The organism is Microbacterium sp. BH-3-3-3, from assembly GCF_007679045.1.
In the GTDB taxonomy this organism is placed as follows: Bacteria; Actinomycetota; Actinomycetes; order Actinomycetales; family Microbacteriaceae; genus Microbacterium; species Microbacterium algihabitans.
Map to the genome: position 1 here is coordinate 208500 of NZ_VEFS01000005.1, position 16580 is coordinate 225079.

A 16580-nucleotide genomic window follows, 5' to 3' on the forward strand; every position below is an offset into this window, starting at 1 on the left:
GGAGCGTCGGGGCCGCGGCGTTCCCGGCCCGGTCGGGCGTCCCGTCCCGTCCGGCCCCGCCCCTTACGGCGGCCCGCCCGCCCCGCCGGGTGCCGTCCTGCGGAGTTCGAGGCCGACACGCCGGTCTGCGGGCCCGGGGTCGCGGCGTGTCGCCGTCGACTCCGCACGACGGTTCCTGAGGGGGCGGTCGGCGCGGTGCCGTCCCCGTCCCGGTCCCGTCCCGGTCCCGTCCCCGTCCCGTCCCGTCCCCGTCCCGGTCCGGTCCCCGTCCCGGTCCCCGTCCCGGTCCCCGTCCCGTCCCCCGTCCCGGTCCCTGTCCCCGTCCCCGTCCTCCCGCCGCCCCGCCGCCCCGCCGTCCTGCGGAGTTCGAGGCCGACACGCCGGTCTGCCGGCCCGGGGTCGCGGCGTGTCGCCGTCGACTCCGCACGACGGCTCGTCGCGCCGACCCGGTACACGCGAAAGCGGCGCCGCCCCGAAGGGCGACGCCGCTGACGAACCGTGCGGATCAGGCCTGGCCGAGCGCGGCCGAGACGACCGCGCGTGCTTCTTCCTGCACCTCGCGCAGGTGGTCCTCACCGCGGAGCGACTCGGCGTACAGCTTGTAGACGTCTTCGGTGCCCGAGGGGCGCGCGGCGAACCACGCCGACTCGGTCTGCACCTTCAGCCCGCCGATCGCGGCGCCGTTGCCCGGTGCGTGCGAGAGCTTCGCGGTGATGGGCTCACCGGCGAGTTCGGTGGCCGACACGGCAGCCGGAGACAGCTTCGACAGCGCCGACTTCTGCGCGGGCGAGGCCGGAGCGTCGACGCGCTGGTACGCCGACGAGCCGAACTGCTGCTCGAGCTCGGCGTAGCGCTGCGACGGGGTCTTGCCGGTGACCGCGAGGATCTCGGCGGCCAGCAGACAGAGCAGGATGCCGTCCTTGTCGGTCGTCCACACCGTGCCGTCCTTGCGCAGGAACGACGCACCGGCCGACTCCTCGCCGCCGAACGCGACGGAGCCGTCGAGCAGGCCGGGGACGAACCACTTGAACCCGACGGGCACCTCGAGCAGCGTCTTGCCGAGGGCGTCGGCGACGCGGTCGATGATCATCGACGACACGAGCGTCTTGCCCACGGCGGCGTCGGCCGGCCAGTTCGGGCGGTGCGAGAACAGGTAGTCGATCGCGACCGCGAGGTAGTGGTTCGGGTTCATCAGCCCCGCGTCGGGGGTGACGATGCCGTGGCGGTCGGCGTCGGCGTCGTTGCCGGTGAGGATGTCGTAGTCGGCGCGCGCGGCGACGAGCGAGGCCATGGCCGAGGGCGACGAGGGATCCATGCGGATCTTCTCGTCCCAATCGAGCGTCATGAACTTCCACGTCGGGTCGACCTCGGGGTTCACGACCGTGAGGTCGAGGCCGTAGACCTCGGCGATGAGCGCCCAGTACTCCACCGACGCACCGCCCAGCGGGTCGGCGCCGATGCGGACGCCGGCGTTCTTGATAGCGTCGATGTCGATGATGGATGCCAGATCCCGCACGTACGCGTCGCGGAAGTCGTACTGGCCCAGGCCGTCGAGGTCGATGTCGGCGTGACGCGTGCGGGTGACGCCGTCGAGGCCGGCGGCGATGAGCTCGTTCGCACGGTCGGCGATCCAGCCCGTGGCGTCGGTGTCGGCCGGTCCGCCGTGCGGGGGGTTGTACTTGAAGCCGCCGTCGCGCGGCGGGTTGTGCGAGGGCGTGACGACGATCCCGTCGGCACGGCCGGGGTCGGAGGCGTCGAGGTCGCGGTTGTAGGTGAGGATCGCGTGGCTGAGCGCGGGGGTCGGCACCCACGCGTCGCGCGAGTCGACGCGCACGTCGACGCCGTTGGCCACGAGCACCTCGATGGCGCTGCGCTCGGCCGGGAGCGACAGCCCGTGGGTGTCGCGGCCGAGGAACAGCGGACCGGTGATCCCCTGCGCGGCGCGGTAGTCGACGATCGCCTGGGTCGTGGCGAGGATGTGGTCTTCGTTGAAGCTCGTACTCAGCGAGGATCCGCGGTGACCGCTCGTTCCGAAGGCGACGCGCTGCTCGGGCACGGCGGCGTCGGGCTTGCGGTCGTAATACGCGGCGATCAGTTCGTCGATGTCGATGAGATCGGACGCCTCTGCGGGCTGCCCTGCGCGACTGCTCATGCGTCCAGTCTGCCCGCTCCCTCCGACATGCGCACACGCCGTGACGCATTCTGAGAGAATCCGTCATCGCGCCGCGGGCGGTCGCCCGTCGACCGGGCCCCGGACGGTGACGGGGGCCCGCTGACGCGGCATCCGGAATCATCCCCCAGGTCTAGGCTGGACGCCGTGCTGCCCGACACAGAGACCGTGCCCGCCCGCCGTACCTACAGCTACCTCGGCCCGGCCGGCACGTTCACCGAGGCGGCCCTCGCGCAGGTGCCCGAGGCGCGCGATCAGATCTGGCGTCCCGTCCGCAACGTCGGCGAAGCGCTGGCCGACGTCGTCGAGGGGCGATCGGATGCCGCGATGATCGCCATCGAGAACTCCGTCGACGGCGGTGTCTCGACCGCGCAGGACGCCCTGGCCACCGTGCCGGGTCTGCGCATCGTGGGCGAATACCTCGTGCCGGTGAACTTCGTGCTCGTCGGTCGCCCCGGCGCCACGCTTGCCGACGTCTCGCTCATCGCCGCCCACCCGGTCGCCTACGGCCAGTGCCTCGGATGGCTCAGCAAGAACCTCCCCGCCCACGCGCACCTTCCCGCCGAGAGCAACGTCGCGAGCGCGCTCGGCGTGCTCGATGGGACGAGTGCGGCGGATGCCGCGGTGGCGGCCCCCGGCATCGTCGCCCACCACGACGTGTCGGTGCTGGCCGAGAACATCGGCGACAACCCCAATGCGGTGACGCGGTTCGTGCTGGTCAGCCGCACGGTCGCCCCGGCGCCGCCCACCGGTGCCGACAAGACCTCGCTCATCGTCGAGCTGCCCGAGGACCACCCGGGTGCCCTGCTCGAGCTGCTCGAGCAGTTCGCCACGCGCGGCATCAACCTGAGCCTGCTGGCCTCGCGCCCCATCGGCGACGCCCTCGGGCGCTACCGCTTCGTCATCGACGCCGACGGGCACGTGCACGACGAGCGCATGGCCGATGCTCTTCTGGGACTCCGCCGGTTCAGCCCGAAGGTCATCTTCCTCGGCTCGTATGCCCGCGCCGACCGCGCGATCGTCCGCTACCCGCAGCGCTACAGCGACGACGTGTTCGTCGAGGCCCGCGACTGGCTGCGCGGCCTGCTGAGCGGCGAGCCCGAGGCCTGACCCGTCGCGAGGTCCCTGAGCGTGTCGAACGGCCCGTCGCAGCCCAGGTCCCTGAGCGTGTCGAAGGGCCCGGGACCCGCGGTGGCCCCGGTGGCTTCGACAGGCTCAGCCACCTCGCGTACGGCAGAGGTCCCTGAGCTTGTCGAAGGGCCCGGTACCCGCGGCGCCCTCGGTGGCTTCGACAGGCTCAGCCACCTGTGTCGCGCGCAGCCCAGGTCGCTGAGCGTGTCGAAGGGCCCGGGACCCGCGGTGGCCTCGGTGGCTTCGACAGGCTCAGCCACCTCGCGTACGGCAGAGGTCCCTGAGCGTGTCGAAGGGCCCGGTACCCGCGGCGCCCTCGGTGACTTCGACAGGCTCAGCCACCTGTCTCGCGTCAGGCCGCGACGGTCGCGGGGGCCGCGATGAGCTCGAGGGTCTGCACGCGGCCTTCCGACCCCTCGCCTTCGTATGCTCCGGCGACGGGCGAGACCATGATCTCGTCAACGCCGTGCTGCGCAGCGAACGCGGCGAGCTGGCCCTGCACCTCGGCTCCGGTGCCGACGAACCACTTCTGCCGGGTCGAGGCCATGACCGATTCGGCCATCGCGTCGAACGGCTCGGCCTTGGCCTGCTCGATGGTCTCGAGCGGCACCATGGGGCGGTTCGTGCGCAGGCGCGCCATCATGCGCAGCTGCGGCAGAGCGCGTTCTTCCGCCTCTTCGGCGGTCGGCGCGGCGACGACGTTGGCGGTGACGAAGGTGCGCGGGCCTTCACCCGACTCGTTGGGCACGAACTGGTCGCGGTACACCCCGAGCGCGTGGGTGAGCCCCTCGCCCGAGAAGTGGTTCGCGAAGACGTAGGGCAGACCGAAGCTGGCCGCGAGTTGCGCCGAGTAGTCGCTCGAGCCGAGCAGCCACACCTGGGGGGTTCCGGATGCCGCGGGCGTCGCCTTCACCTGGTACTCGGTGCCCGAGGTGAAGCGCACCGTCGCCCCGTCGGGCGAGGTGAGCGCCATGATGTCGGTCACGTGGTCGGGGAAGCGCGAGACGTCGCTCGTGGTGCCCGAGCGGTTCAGCAACTGGGTGATGACCGGGTCGCTGCCGGGGGCGCGGCCGATGCCGAGGTCGATGCGGCCGGGGGCCAGGGCCTCGAGGGCGGCGAACTGCTCGGCGACGATGAGCGGGGAGTGGTTGGGCAGCATGACGCCGCCCGACCCGACGCGGATGCGCGAGGTGCGCGCCGCAGCCGCGGCGATGAGCACGGGGGGAGTGGTCGACGCCACCGAGGGCATGTTGTGGTGCTCGGCGAACCAGTAGCGCCGGTAGCCGAGGCGGTCGGCCCGCTCGACGAGGTCGAGGGCGGCGCTCACCGCCTGCGCGCTGCTCTGCCCGTGGCGCACGGGAACGAGGTCGAGAACGGAGAGGGAAGGCATGGCGTCGTTCACCTCGGATCCAACCGGTTCGTGCCCTCTCCTATTCCTCCGGCGCGAGAGCGCAACCCCCGTGACCTCCGCCGATGACGCGGCCTACCGTCCCGCGCATGGGGACCGAGACGATGGTGCGCACGCAGATCGCGATAGGCGAGAACTCCTATCTCCTCGCTCAGGGGCAAGACCTCGGCGACCTCGAGCGACGAATCGAGGAGGCGGTGCACGCGGGCGGGAGGTTCGAGCGGTTCGTCGTGGTCGGCGATCGCGAGATGTGGGTGCTGTTCACTCCGCACACGAGTGTGACGCTGTCGGTCGAGACCGTCGAGATCGATCCGCGCGACACGGGGGACGCCGGCGAGCCCTTCGGTGACTTCTTCGGCGGATGACCGACGGTCAGGATCCTCTCAGGAAGATTCCGTGACGAATGGTGCTCGGCGTGCGTCCTACCTATGACATCGCGGGACACACGGTCCCGGAACGACGGAAGGAAGCGAACATGGCTGAGAACACCACCACCACCGCCACCCCCACCCCTGCCACGAAGGACGGCGGCTCGACCGTCATCGTCGACGCCGTCGTCGCCAAGGTCGCCGGCATCGCCGCGGCCGAGGTTCCCGGCGTCCACGCTCTCGGTGGCGGAGCGGCCCGTGTGATCGGCAACATCCGTCAGGCCGTCGGTGCCAAGGACCACGCCCAGGGTGTGAGCGTCGAGGTCGGCGAGACCGAGGTGGCCGCCGACATCGCGATCCAGGTCGACTACCCCGAGCAGCTTCAGCGCGTGGCCTCGAACGTCCGCGCGGCCGTGCACCAGGCCATCACCGAGCTCGTGGGCATGAAGGTCGCCGAGATCAACGTGACCGTGGTCGACGTCTTCATCCCGGGCGACGACGACGACGAGGACGCCGCCGCCGAGCAGCGCGTCAACTGACACCCGTCTCGAAAAGGGGCGTCACCGTGAGGTGGCGCTCCTTTCGCGTCCCCGGATGCCGCGAGCTTCGCGATCCGTCGAAGCGGGTTCCGGCTCAGCCCCCGTGGCGCACGTGCGAATACGCGTCGAGCGCCCGCTTACGCGTCTCGCCGAGGTCCACCATCGGCTCCGGCGGGTCCTCTCCGAGGTACTCCGGGGCCCACTCCTTGATGTAGGCGTCGTGCGGGTCGAACTTCTTGCGCTGCGTGTCGGGGTTGAACACGCGGAAGTACGGAGCGGCATCCGCACCGCTTCCCGCGACCCACTGCCAGTTGAAGGGGTTGCTCGCGGCATCCGCGTCGACGAGGCAGTCCCAGAACCACTGCTCGCCGTGACGCCAGTCGATGAGCAGGTTCTTGATGAGGAACGATGCCGTGACCATGCGCACGCGGTTGTGCATGACGCCGGTGTGCCAGAGCTGGCGCATGCCGGCGTCGACCACGGCCACGCCCGTCTTGCCCTGCTGCCAGGTCTCGAGGTGCGATCGGTCGAGCTCCGGCCAGGGGAAGGCGTCGAAGGTGCGGCGCCAGTTCACCGTCGCGATGTCGGGGGAGTGGTAGGTCACGTGCCAGGCGAACTCGCGCCACACGAGCTCCGAGAGGAAGCCGCTCGCGCTCTGCGCGTGCTGGCCCGATCCCCGGTGCTCGAGGGTGTCGTGCCACACCTGGTAGGGGCTGAGCTCGCCCCAGCGCAGGCGGGGCGACAGGTTCGAGGTGGCGCCGCCGGCGAACTCGTCGCGGTACTGCGAATAGTCGCCGAGGTCGTCGTCGAGGAACTCCTTCAGGCGCGCCTTCGCGGCGGGCTCTCCGGGCTCCCACGTCTCGCGCAGGCCCCCGGCCCAGTCGGGCTTCGTGGGCAGCAGCCCCCACGCGCCGAGGTCGTCGCCGTCGACGCTGGCGTCGAAACCGGGGATCTTGCGCGCCTCCGGCATCGGCGGGCGCGGGGCGGGAAGCTTCTGCACGGCCCGCGCGAAGGGGCTGTACACCCCGTACGGCTTGTCGGACTGGGTGCGCACCGTCCACGGTTCGTAGAGCAGGTTGGCGGCGAACGAGGCGACGGTCACGCCGTCGTCGCGCAGTTTCTCTTTGATGCCGGCGTCGATCTCGCGCTCCACTCCGCCGTAGCGCCGGTTCCAGAACACCGCTCCGGCGCCGACCTCCTCGACCAGGGCGGGGACGACCTCGGCCGCCTTGCCGCGACGCAGCACCAGCGACCCTCCGCGCTCGCTCACGCGCTCGCCGAGCGAGGTCAACGAGCCGTGCAGCCACCAGCGGGCCGCCCCGCCGATCTCGCGCACGCCGTCGGATTCCTCGTCCAGCAGGTACAGGGCGACGATCGGCTCGTCGCGGTCGAGGGCTGCGCGAAGCGCCGGGTTGTCGGTCAGGCGCAGGTCGTCGCGAAACCAGACGATCGAGGGTGAAGCCATGCGTCGACGCTATCCACCGCGGCATCCGGTGCTTCGGGCTTGACACCCGCGCGCGGCCGCCGCCCCGAGAAGGTCAGAGCGACGAGGTGTCGTGGCCCTTCGGCAGAGCGACCACGAGCCCGCCGGCGACGATGCGGGTGTACACGCGCGTCGCCTCGCCGAACTCGTCGCCGTCGAGCTCGATCGGCTGCGCGGGAGCGGTCGCCAGCTCGATGCCCGTGCCCCGCAGGTAGCGCACCGAGGTGTCCTTGCGGCGCTCGAGCACGCGCCGCCCGGCGCGGAACTTCCGGAGCACCGAGTTGTCCCACACGATGCTCCGCCACACGCCGAGCCAGCCGAGAACGCCGCTCGGCTGCAGCACGGCCACGTCGAGGCTGCCGTCGGCGATGGAGGCGTCGGGGATCAGAGCCACGCCGCCCTGCAGGGCGCCGCAGTTCGCGAAGAGCACGCTCTGCACCCTCGCCGAGTGCAGGCGGTGCCCGTCGAGCTGGTACATGACGCGGAAGGGCTTCGCCGAGACGAGCGACCGCGCCGCTCCGTCGACGTAGGCGACCCAGCCGACCTGCTTCTTCAGGTCGTCGCGGGTGTTCTGGATCATCGCGGCGTCCAGGCCGATGCCGGCCATGACCGAGAAGCCGTGCTCCTCGATCTCTCCGCCGACGCGACGGATGCGCGCGATCCCGGTGTCGATCGAGAGGACGTCACCCTCGAAGGTCGAGCGGATCATCGCGTCGCTGTCGGAGAGGGGCAGGTTGAGGTTGCGGGCGAGCAGGTTGCCCGTGCCGCTCGGAATGATCGTCAGGGGCACTCCCGACGAGGTCAGCGCCTCGGCGACGGCGCGGACGGTGCCGTCGCCGCCCGCCACGAGCACGGCGTCGACCTTCTCATCGAGGGCGGCGCGGGTGACGTCGTCGCCCAGGTCGTCGACCGTCGTCTCGTAGAACAGCGGTTCGGCCCAGCCGGCCTCGGCCGACAGCTCGGCCGTGCGGGTGCGCAGGGCGTCGGGGTCGACCTTGACGGGGTTGTAGATGAGGGCGGCCCGCTTCTTCTGCGTGGTCTCGGCGTCGATCGGGGCGTCCTCGCCCTCGAGGTCGACGCGCTGCGTCTTGCCGGGCAGCTCGGCCGACGAGTCGGGGTCGACGTCCTCGGGCTGGTGGATGGTGTCGTCGGGCTCCGCGGCGTCCTTCGGGTGGGGGACGTCTTTGCGCGGGTGATCGGCGACGTCGTCGCCGAGGCGCGCGGCGTGGAAGTGCTCGTCCGAGCCCTGGGCCGCGGCGGCATCCGCCTTCACCTCGTCGGGAGCGTCGGCGGAAACGGTCTCGGGGGACTCCGCGTCGTCACGCGGCTCGTCAGGGGCGGCCATGGGGTCAACCATAGGACCGCCCCGCGCGCCGGAACGGCGCGGTGGGGTGGGCTTGACGGGCGGATGCCGAGCACCCCGGTGTGCGCGCGCGATTCCGCGGGTCGTGGCGCGGGCTGCCCCCCCCCCCGGGGGAGCGAAGCGGCACGCGACGCCGACCGTAGGATGGACGCGTGATCGACCTGACCCTGCTGCGTGAAGATCCCGAGCTCGTGAAGCGCTCCCAGATCGCCCGCGGGGAGTCGCCGGATTCGGTGGACGACGCCCTCGCCGCCGATCGCGACCGCCGCGCCGCCATCACCGCCTTCGAAGAGCTCCGCGCCGCGCAGAACGCGCACGGCAAGCGCGTCGCGCAGGCGCCGAAAGACGAGAAGGCCGCGCTCGTGGCCGAGGCGAAGCAGCTCAGCGAGCAGGTGAAGGCCGCGCAGCACGCCGCCGCCGAGGCCGAGGCCGCCGCCGAAGCCGCCCTCGCGAAGATCGAGAACATCGTCATCGACGGCGTCCCGTCGGGCGGCGAAGAGAACTTCGTCACCCTGCGCACGCACGGCGAGGTCCCGACCTACGACTTCACCCCGCGCGACCACCTCGAGATCGGCGAGTTGCTCGGCGCGATCGACATGGAGCGCGGCACCAAGGTCTCGGGCAGCCGCTTCTACTTCCTCACCGGCATCGGCGCCCGCCTCGAACTGGCGCTGATGACACTGGCCCTCGACCGCGCGCTGCAGGCGGGCTTCACCCCGATGATCCCCCCGACGCTGGTGCGTCCCGAGGTCATGCGCGGCACCGGCTTCCTCGGCCAGCACGCCGACGAGGTCTATCACCTGCCGAAGGAAGACCTCTACCTGGTCGGCACGAGCGAGGTGCCCCTCGCCGGGTACCACATGGACGAGATCCTCGACTTCGATCGCGGCGCCAAGCGCTACGCCGGATGGTCCACCTGCTACCGCAGCGAGGCCGGCTCCTACGGCAAGGACACCCGCGGCATCATCCGCGTGCATCAGTTCAACAAGCTCGAGATGTTCGTCTACACCGACCCGGCCGATGCCGAGGCCGAGCACGACCGCCTCGTCGCGATGCAGGAGGGCATGCTGCAAGACCTGGGCCTCGCCTACCGCGTGATCGACGTGGCCGCCGGCGACCTCGGCTCGAGCGCCGCGCGCAAATTCGACATCGAGGCCTGGGTGCCCACGCAAGACGCCTACCGCGAGCTGACGAGCACCTCGAACTGCACGACCTACCAGGCCCGTCGCCTCGAGACCCGGTTCCGCCCGGCCGACGGCGGCAAGACGCAGCCGGTCGCGACCCTCAACGGCACGCTCGCCACCACGCGGTGGATCGTGGCGCTGCTCGAGACGCACCAGCGCGCCGACGGATCGGTCACGGTTCCCGAGGTCTTGCGGCCCTACCTCGGTGGGCTCGAGGTCATGGAGCCCATCGCGTGAGCGACGAGGCCGCCCTTCCCCGCACCGGAGACATCGACGCGTCGCCGCAGGACGAGGCGGCCGAGCTCGTCGCCGACGTCGCCCGTGAGGCGCCGGTCGGACGCATGCTCATCGCCCTCGACATCGACGGCACCGTGCTCCTCGAAGACGAGACCCTCAGCCCCGGTGTCGTCGACGCCGTCCGCCACGCGCAAGAGGCGGGGCACGAGGTCATGCTCGCCACCGGCCGCAGCTGGGACAGCACGCACGGGGTCATGGAGCGCCTCGGCATCCGTCCCGAGTACGCCGTCTGCTCGAACGGCGCCATCGTGATGCGCAGGGGCGGCGAAGCGGATGCCGCGGAGTACGAGCGTGCGCACGTCGAGACGTTCGACCCCACCGAGGTGCTGACGCTGCTCGGCGAGCACCTGTCCGGGGCGCACTTCCTCGTGGAGCTGCCCGACGGCAAGCGCCTGTTCACGGATTACCTCGACGACTGGAACCTCGTCGGCGCGAACAAGGTGACCTTCGCGGAGCTCTCGGGCCAGCCCGTCTGTCGCGTGGTCGTGGTCGCACCGGAGCAGACCGACAAGGACTTCCTCGAACTGGTCGAGCGCATCGGCCTGACCCAGGTGTCGTACGCGATCGGCTGGACCGCGTGGCTCGACATCGCCCCGCAGGGCGTCGACAAGTCCACCGCGCTCGAACTCGTCCGCGGCTGGCTCGACATCGCCCCCGAGAACGTCCTGGTGATGGGGGATGGGCGCAACGACATCGAGATGATGCAGTGGGCGGTGCGCAACGGTGGTCGTGCGATCGCGATGCACCAGGGTCCGCCCGAGGTGCACGCCGCGGCCGGCGAAGTCGGCCTGTCGGTCACCGAGGGCGGCGTCGCGGCGGTGCTCCGGGCGCTCTGACGGCGCGCGGACCGACGCAGCGCCGGCCCGCGCCCCGCTTCACACTCGCGCGGACCCGCTCGCCACGTGGGCGGCTCGGTCGGCCAGGTACGCGGTGCGATCGACCGCGCTCAGGGGGCGGATCGTAGCGCGGTGATCGACCACGCGTGCGGCCTCCCAGGCGACCAGGCCCACCGGCGGCAGCAACAGCAGGGCGGTCGCCCATGCGGCCTTGAGCCCGACCGACGCGTGCGGGTCTCGCACGGCGACGACCGCGGCGAGGACGGATGCCGCGTAGACGAGCGCGAACACCGCCAGGACGATCTGCGAAGACATGCTGGTGACGATCATGGTGACCTCCTCAAGTCAGACGGCCCGTGGGTCGTGAACGACTGATGAGACCCGGTCTACTCCTCGCGGAGGGCGCCCTCAACGGCGCGTGGTCACGCCGAAGGGGATCGATAGCCCGGCCATAGCGCGCTGTCAGAAGCGCCGGTCGTCGACCGATCCCGCGGCGAGGTCCCGCCAGGCGTTGCGCGCCGACCCCTCCAGCATCCGACGGTCGCCTCGGGGGAGTTCGCGCCGGTTCCGCTGGAGCGCCTCGCGCGCGGCATCGCGGAACACGCGTGCATTCCGAGGGGCGGATGCCGCGAGCGCGGCGAGACATTTCTGCAGACGCACCTGCACCTCGACGAGCCCCGCTCCGTCGCGCGCCAGCGGGCGGAACGCGTCGTCGACGAGATCCGCCAGGCGCGGAGCCGGCACGAAGACGTGCTCGTGGGCGACGTCGTCGTCCGCCTCGGTACGCAGAGCGCGCGCGAAGACGCGCTGGAGCGCGGCGACCACCTCGATCGCCGTCCCCGGGTCGTTGGTCGACGGCGAGAGCGCCCGGCTGCCGATCTCCGTGAGTGCGATCACACCGAACCGGGGATCCTGTTCGTACGTGCGGTGGTGCTCGATCCTGAATGCGCGACGGATGCCCGCGATCACGTCGTCGTCGAGCTTCCCGACGACCTTCGCGAGGGGGACGCGGGCGTCGGCGATGCGTCCCGGCGTCGCCCGCACGTGGATGTCGACGGAGAAGCGCTCGGCGATGCGGCCCAGTCCCGCCACGTCGACGTGGGTGACGTAGCCGACGTCCGCAGCGTAGACGGCTCTCGCCCGGGCGGGGATCTCGACTGCGGCGCGGGCACCGAGCGTCGGCCTCTCGGCGTAGACCTCCAGTGATTCGGTGGCCGCCTTCTCGACGCGGTCGATCACGTCGGCCATCCGTCCGAAGGTCGACAGGTGCGAGATCCATCGCAGCAAGGTGACGATGACCATCACGATGATGACCAGCGTCGCCACGAACAGGATCGTGCGCCCCTGGCCCTGGTAATACCCCGTCTCGAGGGCGACGATGCCGACCAGTGAGAAGGCGAAGGCCCCGACGAACGTCGACACCGCGTTCTGCGAGGTCGGGTCGGCGATGAGCAGCTGCGTCGACCGCGGGGTGGCGGTCGTGGTGGCCGACGAGAACGCCGTGACCATCGCGGTGACCGAGAACGTGCTGACGGTGAGCATCGCGGTCGCGATGATCTGCAGCAGCGAGCCGACGGCGTCGTCGGCGAGCCCGAAGCTGAACGAGAACGGCAGCAGGGGCCCGACGAATCGGGCTGCCAGCACCACGACGATCCCGACGACGGTGAACACGGCGGCGCGCACCCACACCTGCCGGCCGAGCCGGAGGAAGAACGAGGCCAGGGGGCTGCGCGCGATCGGTGCCATAGGCGCGACGGTATCCGGATGCCGTGCCCGCGCCCGGGGGCTGGACTCGATCTCGCGACGTGCTCGGTAGACTCGTCGGGTCCGGGAGGGTTGTCCGAGCGGCCGATGGACCTGGTCTTGAAAACCAGTGGGCAGCAATGTCCCGTGGGTTCGAATCCCACACCCTCCGCAACGCAGAACGGCGGGCCCCGCAGGGGTCCGCCGTTCTGCGTTATGACCGGTTGAGCGGGAGTCGAACCTTGGTTGGGCCCACGCCGCCCGAGGGCCCCCGCCGCGCGGGTGAGCGCGCCTGTCAGCGGGGCGAGAAGCGCCGATGAAACGCCAGGTCTTCACGCCATTCACAGCCGCCCGTCCCTAGTATTGCTGCGACCTCCGGCCGTGCCGGAGCGTGACGTGCTGCCGGGCCGGCGGCATCCGTCGTGAAAGGACCCGAGTGATCAAGACCACCCCTTCGCGCGGTCAGCGGACCGTCGCGCGCCATGGGCGACTCACGTCGCCGGGCCCCGTCGCCCAGTTGCTGCGCGGCCTCGCGATCGCCCTCGCCGTCGTGCTCGTATCGGGTGGCACGGTGCTCGCCTACGCCGCCGTCGACCTCACACGCAGCTTCACCGCCGACGCCGTCGACCTGAAGAACCAACCGGCCGTCCCGCCCGACATCGGCGAGCTGCAGGGCGGCGTCAACATGATGCTGGTCGGCACCGACGAGTGCGAGCCGGCGTTCGCGCAGTACTTCGGCGATCGCTGCACAGGTCCCGACTCCGACGGCAGCTTGAACGACGTCAACCTCCTCATCCACATCTCCGACGCGCCTCGGCGCGTGACGGTCATCTCGTTCCCGCGTGACCTGATGGTGCCGATCCCCGCGTGCACCAACGCCGACGGGCAGGAGAACTCCGCGCGCAGCTTCGCCCAGATCAACAGCGCGTTCGAAGACGGCGGCCTGTCGTGCGTCGTGCAGACGGTCTCCGAGCTCAGCGGACTCGAGATCCCGTTCGCGGCCAAGGTCAGCTTCGGCGGCGTCATCAACATCACGGATGCCATCGGCGGCGTCGACGTCTGCATCGCCAACGGCATCGAAGACCCGTACACCGGCATCGACTGGCCCGCCGGCATCCGCACGGTGAAGGGCTTCGACGCCTTGCAGTTCCTGCGCACGCGTCACGGTGTCGGAGACGGCGGCGACCTCGGCCGCATCTCGAACCAGCAGCAGTACATGTCGCGACTGGCCAACAAGCTGAAGAGCCAGGAGGTGCTGTCGAACCCGGCGACCCTCTACAAGCTGGCCTCGACCGCGCTGCGCAACGTCGACCCCTCGACGTCGCTGACCAACCCGCTGACGCTCGTCCAGATCGCCTCGGCGGTCAAGGATGTGCCGTTCAACGAGATCGTCTTCATCCAGTACCCGACCGGTACCGACCCGTCGAACCCGAACCGCGTCGTGCCGAACGAAGACGATGCCAAGACGCTCTGGGCCGCGCTCGCCGCGAACCAGCCGCTGCAGCTGTCGGGCAACCTCAGCGACGGTGATGGAGTGGTGGCCGACCCCAACGCGACGCCCGCTCCGACCGCGACCGATACTCCGGCGCCGACCGAGACGTCGACCCCGACCGACGGTGCCACGCCCACACCCGACCCGAGCTCCGGAACGGTCGTGCTGCCCGAGGGCATCGCCGGGCAGACCGCGGCGCAGGCGACGTGCTCGAACGGTAACGTCCGCGAGTGAGTCCTCGCCGCCCGGCATCGCGAACGTGGTTCGAATGCCGGGCGGCATCCGGTTAGTATTGAGCGGTGTGCTCGCGCCGAGAGGCGTCGATCACCTGGAGACGTCGCATAGTCAGGCCTAGTGCACCACCCTGCTAAGGTGGAGTCCCCGTAAGGGGACCGAGGGTTCAAATCCCTCCGTCTCCGCCGAAAAAGCCCCGGTTCGCCGGGGCTTTTCGCGTTGTCGGCGAGCCGTCTCAGACCTGCCGCTCGAAGACCATCGTCGCTTGGATGCGATCACCCCCGCCGAACCCGGTGCTGCCCGACGATGCAGTCGTGATCGTGTGCAGGCGGAACCCGAGCGCCGCTTGACGGTTGATGACGCCCTCGAGTTCGGTCAGGTTGTTCGAGCCGCTGCCGAAGAGCTTCTCCTTCAGCACCACCTGGAGCACCACGTAGTTGTAGCCGTTCTGGGCGGGCCGCGGCTGTGCGCCGGCCACCGCGTCGGCCTGCGCCCGTTCGATGAAACCCGCGACGCCCGGCTGCGGAGGGGTCGGCTCCTGGAACCGCTCGGTCCACCGCTGTCCGTCCCACCAACGCGTCCGCCCGGAACCGTCGTCGTACCACCCTGCCTGTGCGTCGCTCATCGCCCGCCCCCTGTTCTTCGCTCCGGACCCCCGTGGCCGGATGCCGATCAGCGCCGAGTATTCCGGGGCCGGATGCTCCGTCGCAACGCGAGCGGTCAGGCGCGGTGCATCTCCACCGCGCTCACGCCCGAAAGCCCCAGCCACGAACGGCCGTCGGGGCCGTCGACGACGGTGAGGAGCACGGCGTCGCACCCGCGACATCGCGCCACGATCCCCATGGCCGAGGCGTACACCGTCGCCGTGGCGAGCAGTCCCGTCAGCCCGCAGTGGGTGCATCGCACCCCGGATGCCGTGGCATCCCATCCGAGCAGGTCGTCGAGGCGACCGGCCAGGGCATTGCCGTCGAGAAGCGTCATCACGAACCTCCGAAACGTTCGGTGCGGATGCGGGCGGCTGAGTGGCCCGCCTCGATGAGCCAGCCCGAGACCGCCTCGACGAAGGGGGTCGGTCCGCAGACGAAGACGCGCGGCCGCTGGTCGGCCGGGATGACCGCGGCACGCAGGCCCTCGACGGTCAGTCGTGCGGGGGCACACTCCGCGTTCGCGGGGGCCCGGCGGGTGTAGACGAGGTCGAGGGCGAACCGTTCGCCGACCAACGCCTCGAGCTCGTCAGCGAAGAACACGTCGTCGGGGGTGCGAACGGAGTAGAGCAGCCGGAAGGGGGTCGCGTCGGCGCTCGCCGCGTGCGCCGAGGCCATTGCGAAGAGGGGGACGACCCCGGAGCCGCCCGCGATCAGTTGCACCGGTGCGGGGTCATCGGAGGGCATCCACACGAAGAACGCCCCGAGCGGCCCGTGCACCTCGATCTGGTCGCCGTCACGCAGGTCGTGCACGAGGAAGGGCGAGACCTCCCCGTCGGGCACCTCGTCGACGGCGAGGACGATGCGCGTACCCGGGCCGGCCGAGGCGATCGAGTACGACCGGCTCGCCTGGTAGCCGTCGGGTGCGGTGAGGCGCACGTCGAGGTGCGAGCCCGCCTCGTTGCCCGGCCAGGTGGGCACCTCGAGCTCGATGCGCCGGGCCGTCGCGGTCTCGGGGCGCGAGGCGACGACGGTCGCGGCGTGCCAGGCCGCGGTGCGCGCGGTCACCCGTACCGTTCCTCGCGCCAGGGGTCGCCGTGCAGGTGATAGCCGTTCTGCTCCCAGAAGCCGGGCTTGTCGGCAGGCATGGTGATGAGCCCCTGCACCCACTTCGCGCTCTTCCAGAAGTACAGGTGCGGCACCAGCAGTCGCGCCGGGCCGCCGTGTTCGGGCGTCAGTGGTGCCCCGTCGGCTTCGAAGGCGATCCAGCTCTTGCCGCCGAGCAGGTCGTCGAGGGCGATGTTCGTCGTGTAGCCGCCGAAGGAGTGCACCATCGCGAAGTGGTGGGAGGTGTCGACCTCGGCGAAGAGGCGATCGAGCGAGACGCCGCGCCACGGCATGTCGAGCTTCGTCCAGTGCGTGACGCAGTGGATGTCGACGGTGACGTCCTCGACCCCGAGCGCCTCGAGCTCGGCCCGCGTCCAGCGGTGCACGCCGTTCTCGGTGCCGATCGCGAACTCCCAGCCGTCGTTGTCGATGCGGGGTGTCGGGCCGGCCGACAGCACCGGCCAGTCGCCGACGAGCGTCTGACCGGGTGGGAGACGGGGGTCGCGCTCGCGTCGTCGTCCCGAGAATCCGCGTGTGATGAACGACATGGGTCTCCTCTGCGGGTGGCGGTGGCTTCACCC

Annotated in this window: 16 protein-coding genes and 2 tRNA genes; 8 read left to right on the top strand and 10 right to left on the bottom strand. The window is 70.9% G+C overall.

Annotated features, from left to right (window positions below; translation table 11 throughout):
* Positions 1-505 precede the first annotated feature (505 nt).
* A complete protein-coding gene (gene pgm, locus FS769_RS14555; protein ID WP_144834632.1) occupies positions 506-2152 on the bottom strand; it encodes a phosphoglucomutase (alpha-D-glucose-1,6-bisphosphate-dependent) in 1647 nt (548 codons plus the stop codon).
* Positions 2153-2317: 165 nt separating this feature from the next.
* Between pgm and pheA the strand changes: the two genes are divergently transcribed.
* Positions 2318-3280 (top strand): prephenate dehydratase, encoded by a 963-nt coding sequence (gene pheA, locus FS769_RS14560; RefSeq protein ID WP_144834634.1) that lies wholly within the window; start codon positions 2318-2320, stop codon positions 3278-3280.
* Positions 3281-3653: 373 nt separating this feature from the next.
* On the opposite strand, the gene FS769_RS14565 is transcribed toward pheA, so the two are convergent.
* Positions 3654-4691, bottom strand: coding sequence for an LLM class flavin-dependent oxidoreductase (locus FS769_RS14565; RefSeq protein WP_186325563.1), 1038 nt, complete (start codon positions 4689-4691; stop codon positions 3654-3656).
* 107 nt (positions 4692-4798) lie between these two features.
* Between FS769_RS14565 and FS769_RS14570 the strand changes: the two genes are divergently transcribed.
* On the top strand, positions 4799-5074 hold the full coding sequence (locus FS769_RS14570; RefSeq protein ID WP_260979774.1) for a hypothetical protein: 276 nt from the start codon (positions 4799-4801) through the stop codon (positions 5072-5074).
* A 110-nt stretch (positions 5075-5184) separates the two neighbouring features.
* The gene (locus FS769_RS14575; RefSeq protein ID WP_144834640.1) at positions 5185-5616 is read left to right on the top strand and encodes an Asp23/Gls24 family envelope stress response protein; all 432 of its coding nucleotides are present in this window, start codon (positions 5185-5187) and stop codon (positions 5614-5616) included.
* Positions 5617-5710: 94 nt separating this feature from the next.
* On the opposite strand, the gene FS769_RS14580 is transcribed toward FS769_RS14575, so the two are convergent.
* Together FS769_RS14580 and FS769_RS14585 are read right to left on the bottom strand one after the other, a co-directional pair.
* Entirely contained in the window at positions 5711-7081 is a 1371-nt protein-coding gene (locus tag FS769_RS14580; protein ID WP_144834642.1) for a deoxyribodipyrimidine photo-lyase, read from the bottom strand.
* Positions 7082-7154: 73 nt separating this feature from the next.
* Positions 7155-8444, bottom strand: coding sequence for a diacylglycerol kinase family protein (locus tag FS769_RS14585; protein ID WP_260979775.1), 1290 nt, complete (start codon positions 8442-8444; stop codon positions 7155-7157).
* 170 nt (positions 8445-8614) lie between these two features.
* Here FS769_RS14585 and serS point away from each other — a divergent pair, with 170 nt between their 5' ends.
* Both serS and FS769_RS14595 read left to right on the top strand, forming a co-directional pair.
* Positions 8615-9883, top strand: coding sequence for a serine--tRNA ligase (gene serS, locus FS769_RS14590; protein WP_144834644.1), 1269 nt, complete (start codon positions 8615-8617; stop codon positions 9881-9883).
* Positions 9880-10779, top strand: a complete 900-nt coding sequence (locus tag FS769_RS14595; protein WP_260979776.1) for an HAD family hydrolase — start codon at positions 9880-9882, stop codon at positions 10777-10779. The genes serS and FS769_RS14595 overlap by 4 nt, the downstream gene beginning before the upstream one ends.
* Positions 10780-10818: 39 nt before the next feature.
* Here the strand turns inward: FS769_RS14595 and FS769_RS14600 are convergent, their stop codons facing one another.
* Positions 10819-11109: a PLDc N-terminal domain-containing protein gene (locus FS769_RS14600; protein WP_144834646.1), complete on the bottom strand. Its 291-nt coding sequence runs from the start codon at positions 11107-11109 to the stop codon at positions 10819-10821.
* A 132-nt stretch (positions 11110-11241) separates the two neighbouring features.
* Entirely contained in the window at positions 11242-12525 is a 1284-nt protein-coding gene (locus tag FS769_RS14605; protein ID WP_144834649.1) for a DUF2254 domain-containing protein, read from the bottom strand.
* A gap of 84 nt (positions 12526-12609) precedes the next feature.
* Between FS769_RS14605 and FS769_RS14610 the strand changes: the two genes are divergently transcribed.
* The 3 genes from FS769_RS14610 to FS769_RS14620 all read left to right on the top strand — a co-directional run bounded on the left by FS769_RS14610 (position 12610) and on the right by FS769_RS14620 (position 14433).
* Positions 12610-12694 (top strand) — tRNA-Ser (locus FS769_RS14610).
* Between the two features lie 264 nt (positions 12695-12958).
* Positions 12959-14248, top strand: a complete 1290-nt coding sequence (locus tag FS769_RS14615; RefSeq protein WP_144834650.1) for an LCP family protein — start codon at positions 12959-12961, stop codon at positions 14246-14248.
* A gap of 96 nt (positions 14249-14344) precedes the next feature.
* A tRNA-Ser gene (locus tag FS769_RS14620) sits at positions 14345-14433 on the top strand.
* 50 nt (positions 14434-14483) lie between these two features.
* Here the strand turns inward: FS769_RS14620 and FS769_RS14625 are convergent.
* The 4 genes from FS769_RS14625 to FS769_RS16890 form a co-directional block, all read right to left on the bottom strand.
* Complete coding sequence (locus FS769_RS14625) at positions 14484-14873, bottom strand: DUF2510 domain-containing protein (protein WP_144834651.1); 390 nt, start codon at positions 14871-14873, stop codon at positions 14484-14486.
* Positions 14874-14968: 95 nt separating this feature from the next.
* Positions 14969-15229, bottom strand: a complete 261-nt coding sequence (locus FS769_RS14630; protein ID WP_144834653.1) for a DUF6510 family protein — start codon at positions 15227-15229, stop codon at positions 14969-14971.
* Positions 15229-15960, bottom strand: a complete 732-nt coding sequence (locus FS769_RS16885) for an FAD-binding oxidoreductase (RefSeq protein ID WP_186325564.1) — start codon at positions 15958-15960, stop codon at positions 15229-15231. The genes FS769_RS14630 and FS769_RS16885 overlap by 1 nt, the downstream gene beginning before the upstream one ends.
* The gene (locus FS769_RS16890; RefSeq protein WP_186325565.1) at positions 15957-16547 is read right to left on the bottom strand and encodes a molybdopterin-dependent oxidoreductase; all 591 of its coding nucleotides are present in this window, start codon (positions 16545-16547) and stop codon (positions 15957-15959) included. Before FS769_RS16890 ends, FS769_RS16885 begins: the two co-directional genes overlap by 4 nt.
* Positions 16548-16580 lie beyond the last annotated feature (33 nt).

What these genes read in the sequence shown, in the direction of transcription:
- pgm (WP_144834632.1), bottom strand. Translation starts at nt 2,152, where the DNA reads ATGAGCAGTCGCGCAGGGCAGCCCGCAGAGGCGTCCGATCTCATCGAC.
- FS769_RS14565 (WP_186325563.1), bottom strand. Translation starts at nt 4,691, where the DNA reads ATGCCTTCCCTCTCCGTTCTCGACCTCGTTCCCGTGCGCCACGGGCAG.
- FS769_RS14570 (WP_260979774.1), top strand. Translation starts at nt 4,799, where the DNA reads ATGGGGACCGAGACGATGGTGCGCACGCAGATCGCGATAGGCGAGAAC.
- FS769_RS14575 (WP_144834640.1), top strand. Translation starts at nt 5,185, where the DNA reads ATGGCTGAGAACACCACCACCACCGCCACCCCCACCCCTGCCACGAAG.
- FS769_RS14580 (WP_144834642.1), bottom strand. Translation starts at nt 7,081, where the DNA reads ATGGCTTCACCCTCGATCGTCTGGTTTCGCGACGACCTGCGCCTGACC.
- FS769_RS14585 (WP_260979775.1), bottom strand. Translation starts at nt 8,444, where the DNA reads ATGGCCGCCCCTGACGAGCCGCGTGACGACGCGGAGTCCCCCGAGACC.
- FS769_RS14600 (WP_144834646.1), bottom strand. Translation starts at nt 11,109, where the DNA reads ATGATCGTCACCAGCATGTCTTCGCAGATCGTCCTGGCGGTGTTCGCG.
- FS769_RS14605 (WP_144834649.1), bottom strand. Translation starts at nt 12,525, where the DNA reads ATGGCACCGATCGCGCGCAGCCCCCTGGCCTCGTTCTTCCTCCGGCTC.
- FS769_RS14625 (WP_144834651.1), bottom strand. Translation starts at nt 14,873, where the DNA reads ATGAGCGACGCACAGGCAGGGTGGTACGACGACGGTTCCGGGCGGACG.
- FS769_RS14630 (WP_144834653.1), bottom strand. Translation starts at nt 15,229, where the DNA reads ATGACGCTTCTCGACGGCAATGCCCTGGCCGGTCGCCTCGACGACCTG.
- FS769_RS16890 (WP_186325565.1), bottom strand. Translation starts at nt 16,547, where the DNA reads ATGTCGTTCATCACACGCGGATTCTCGGGACGACGACGCGAGCGCGAC.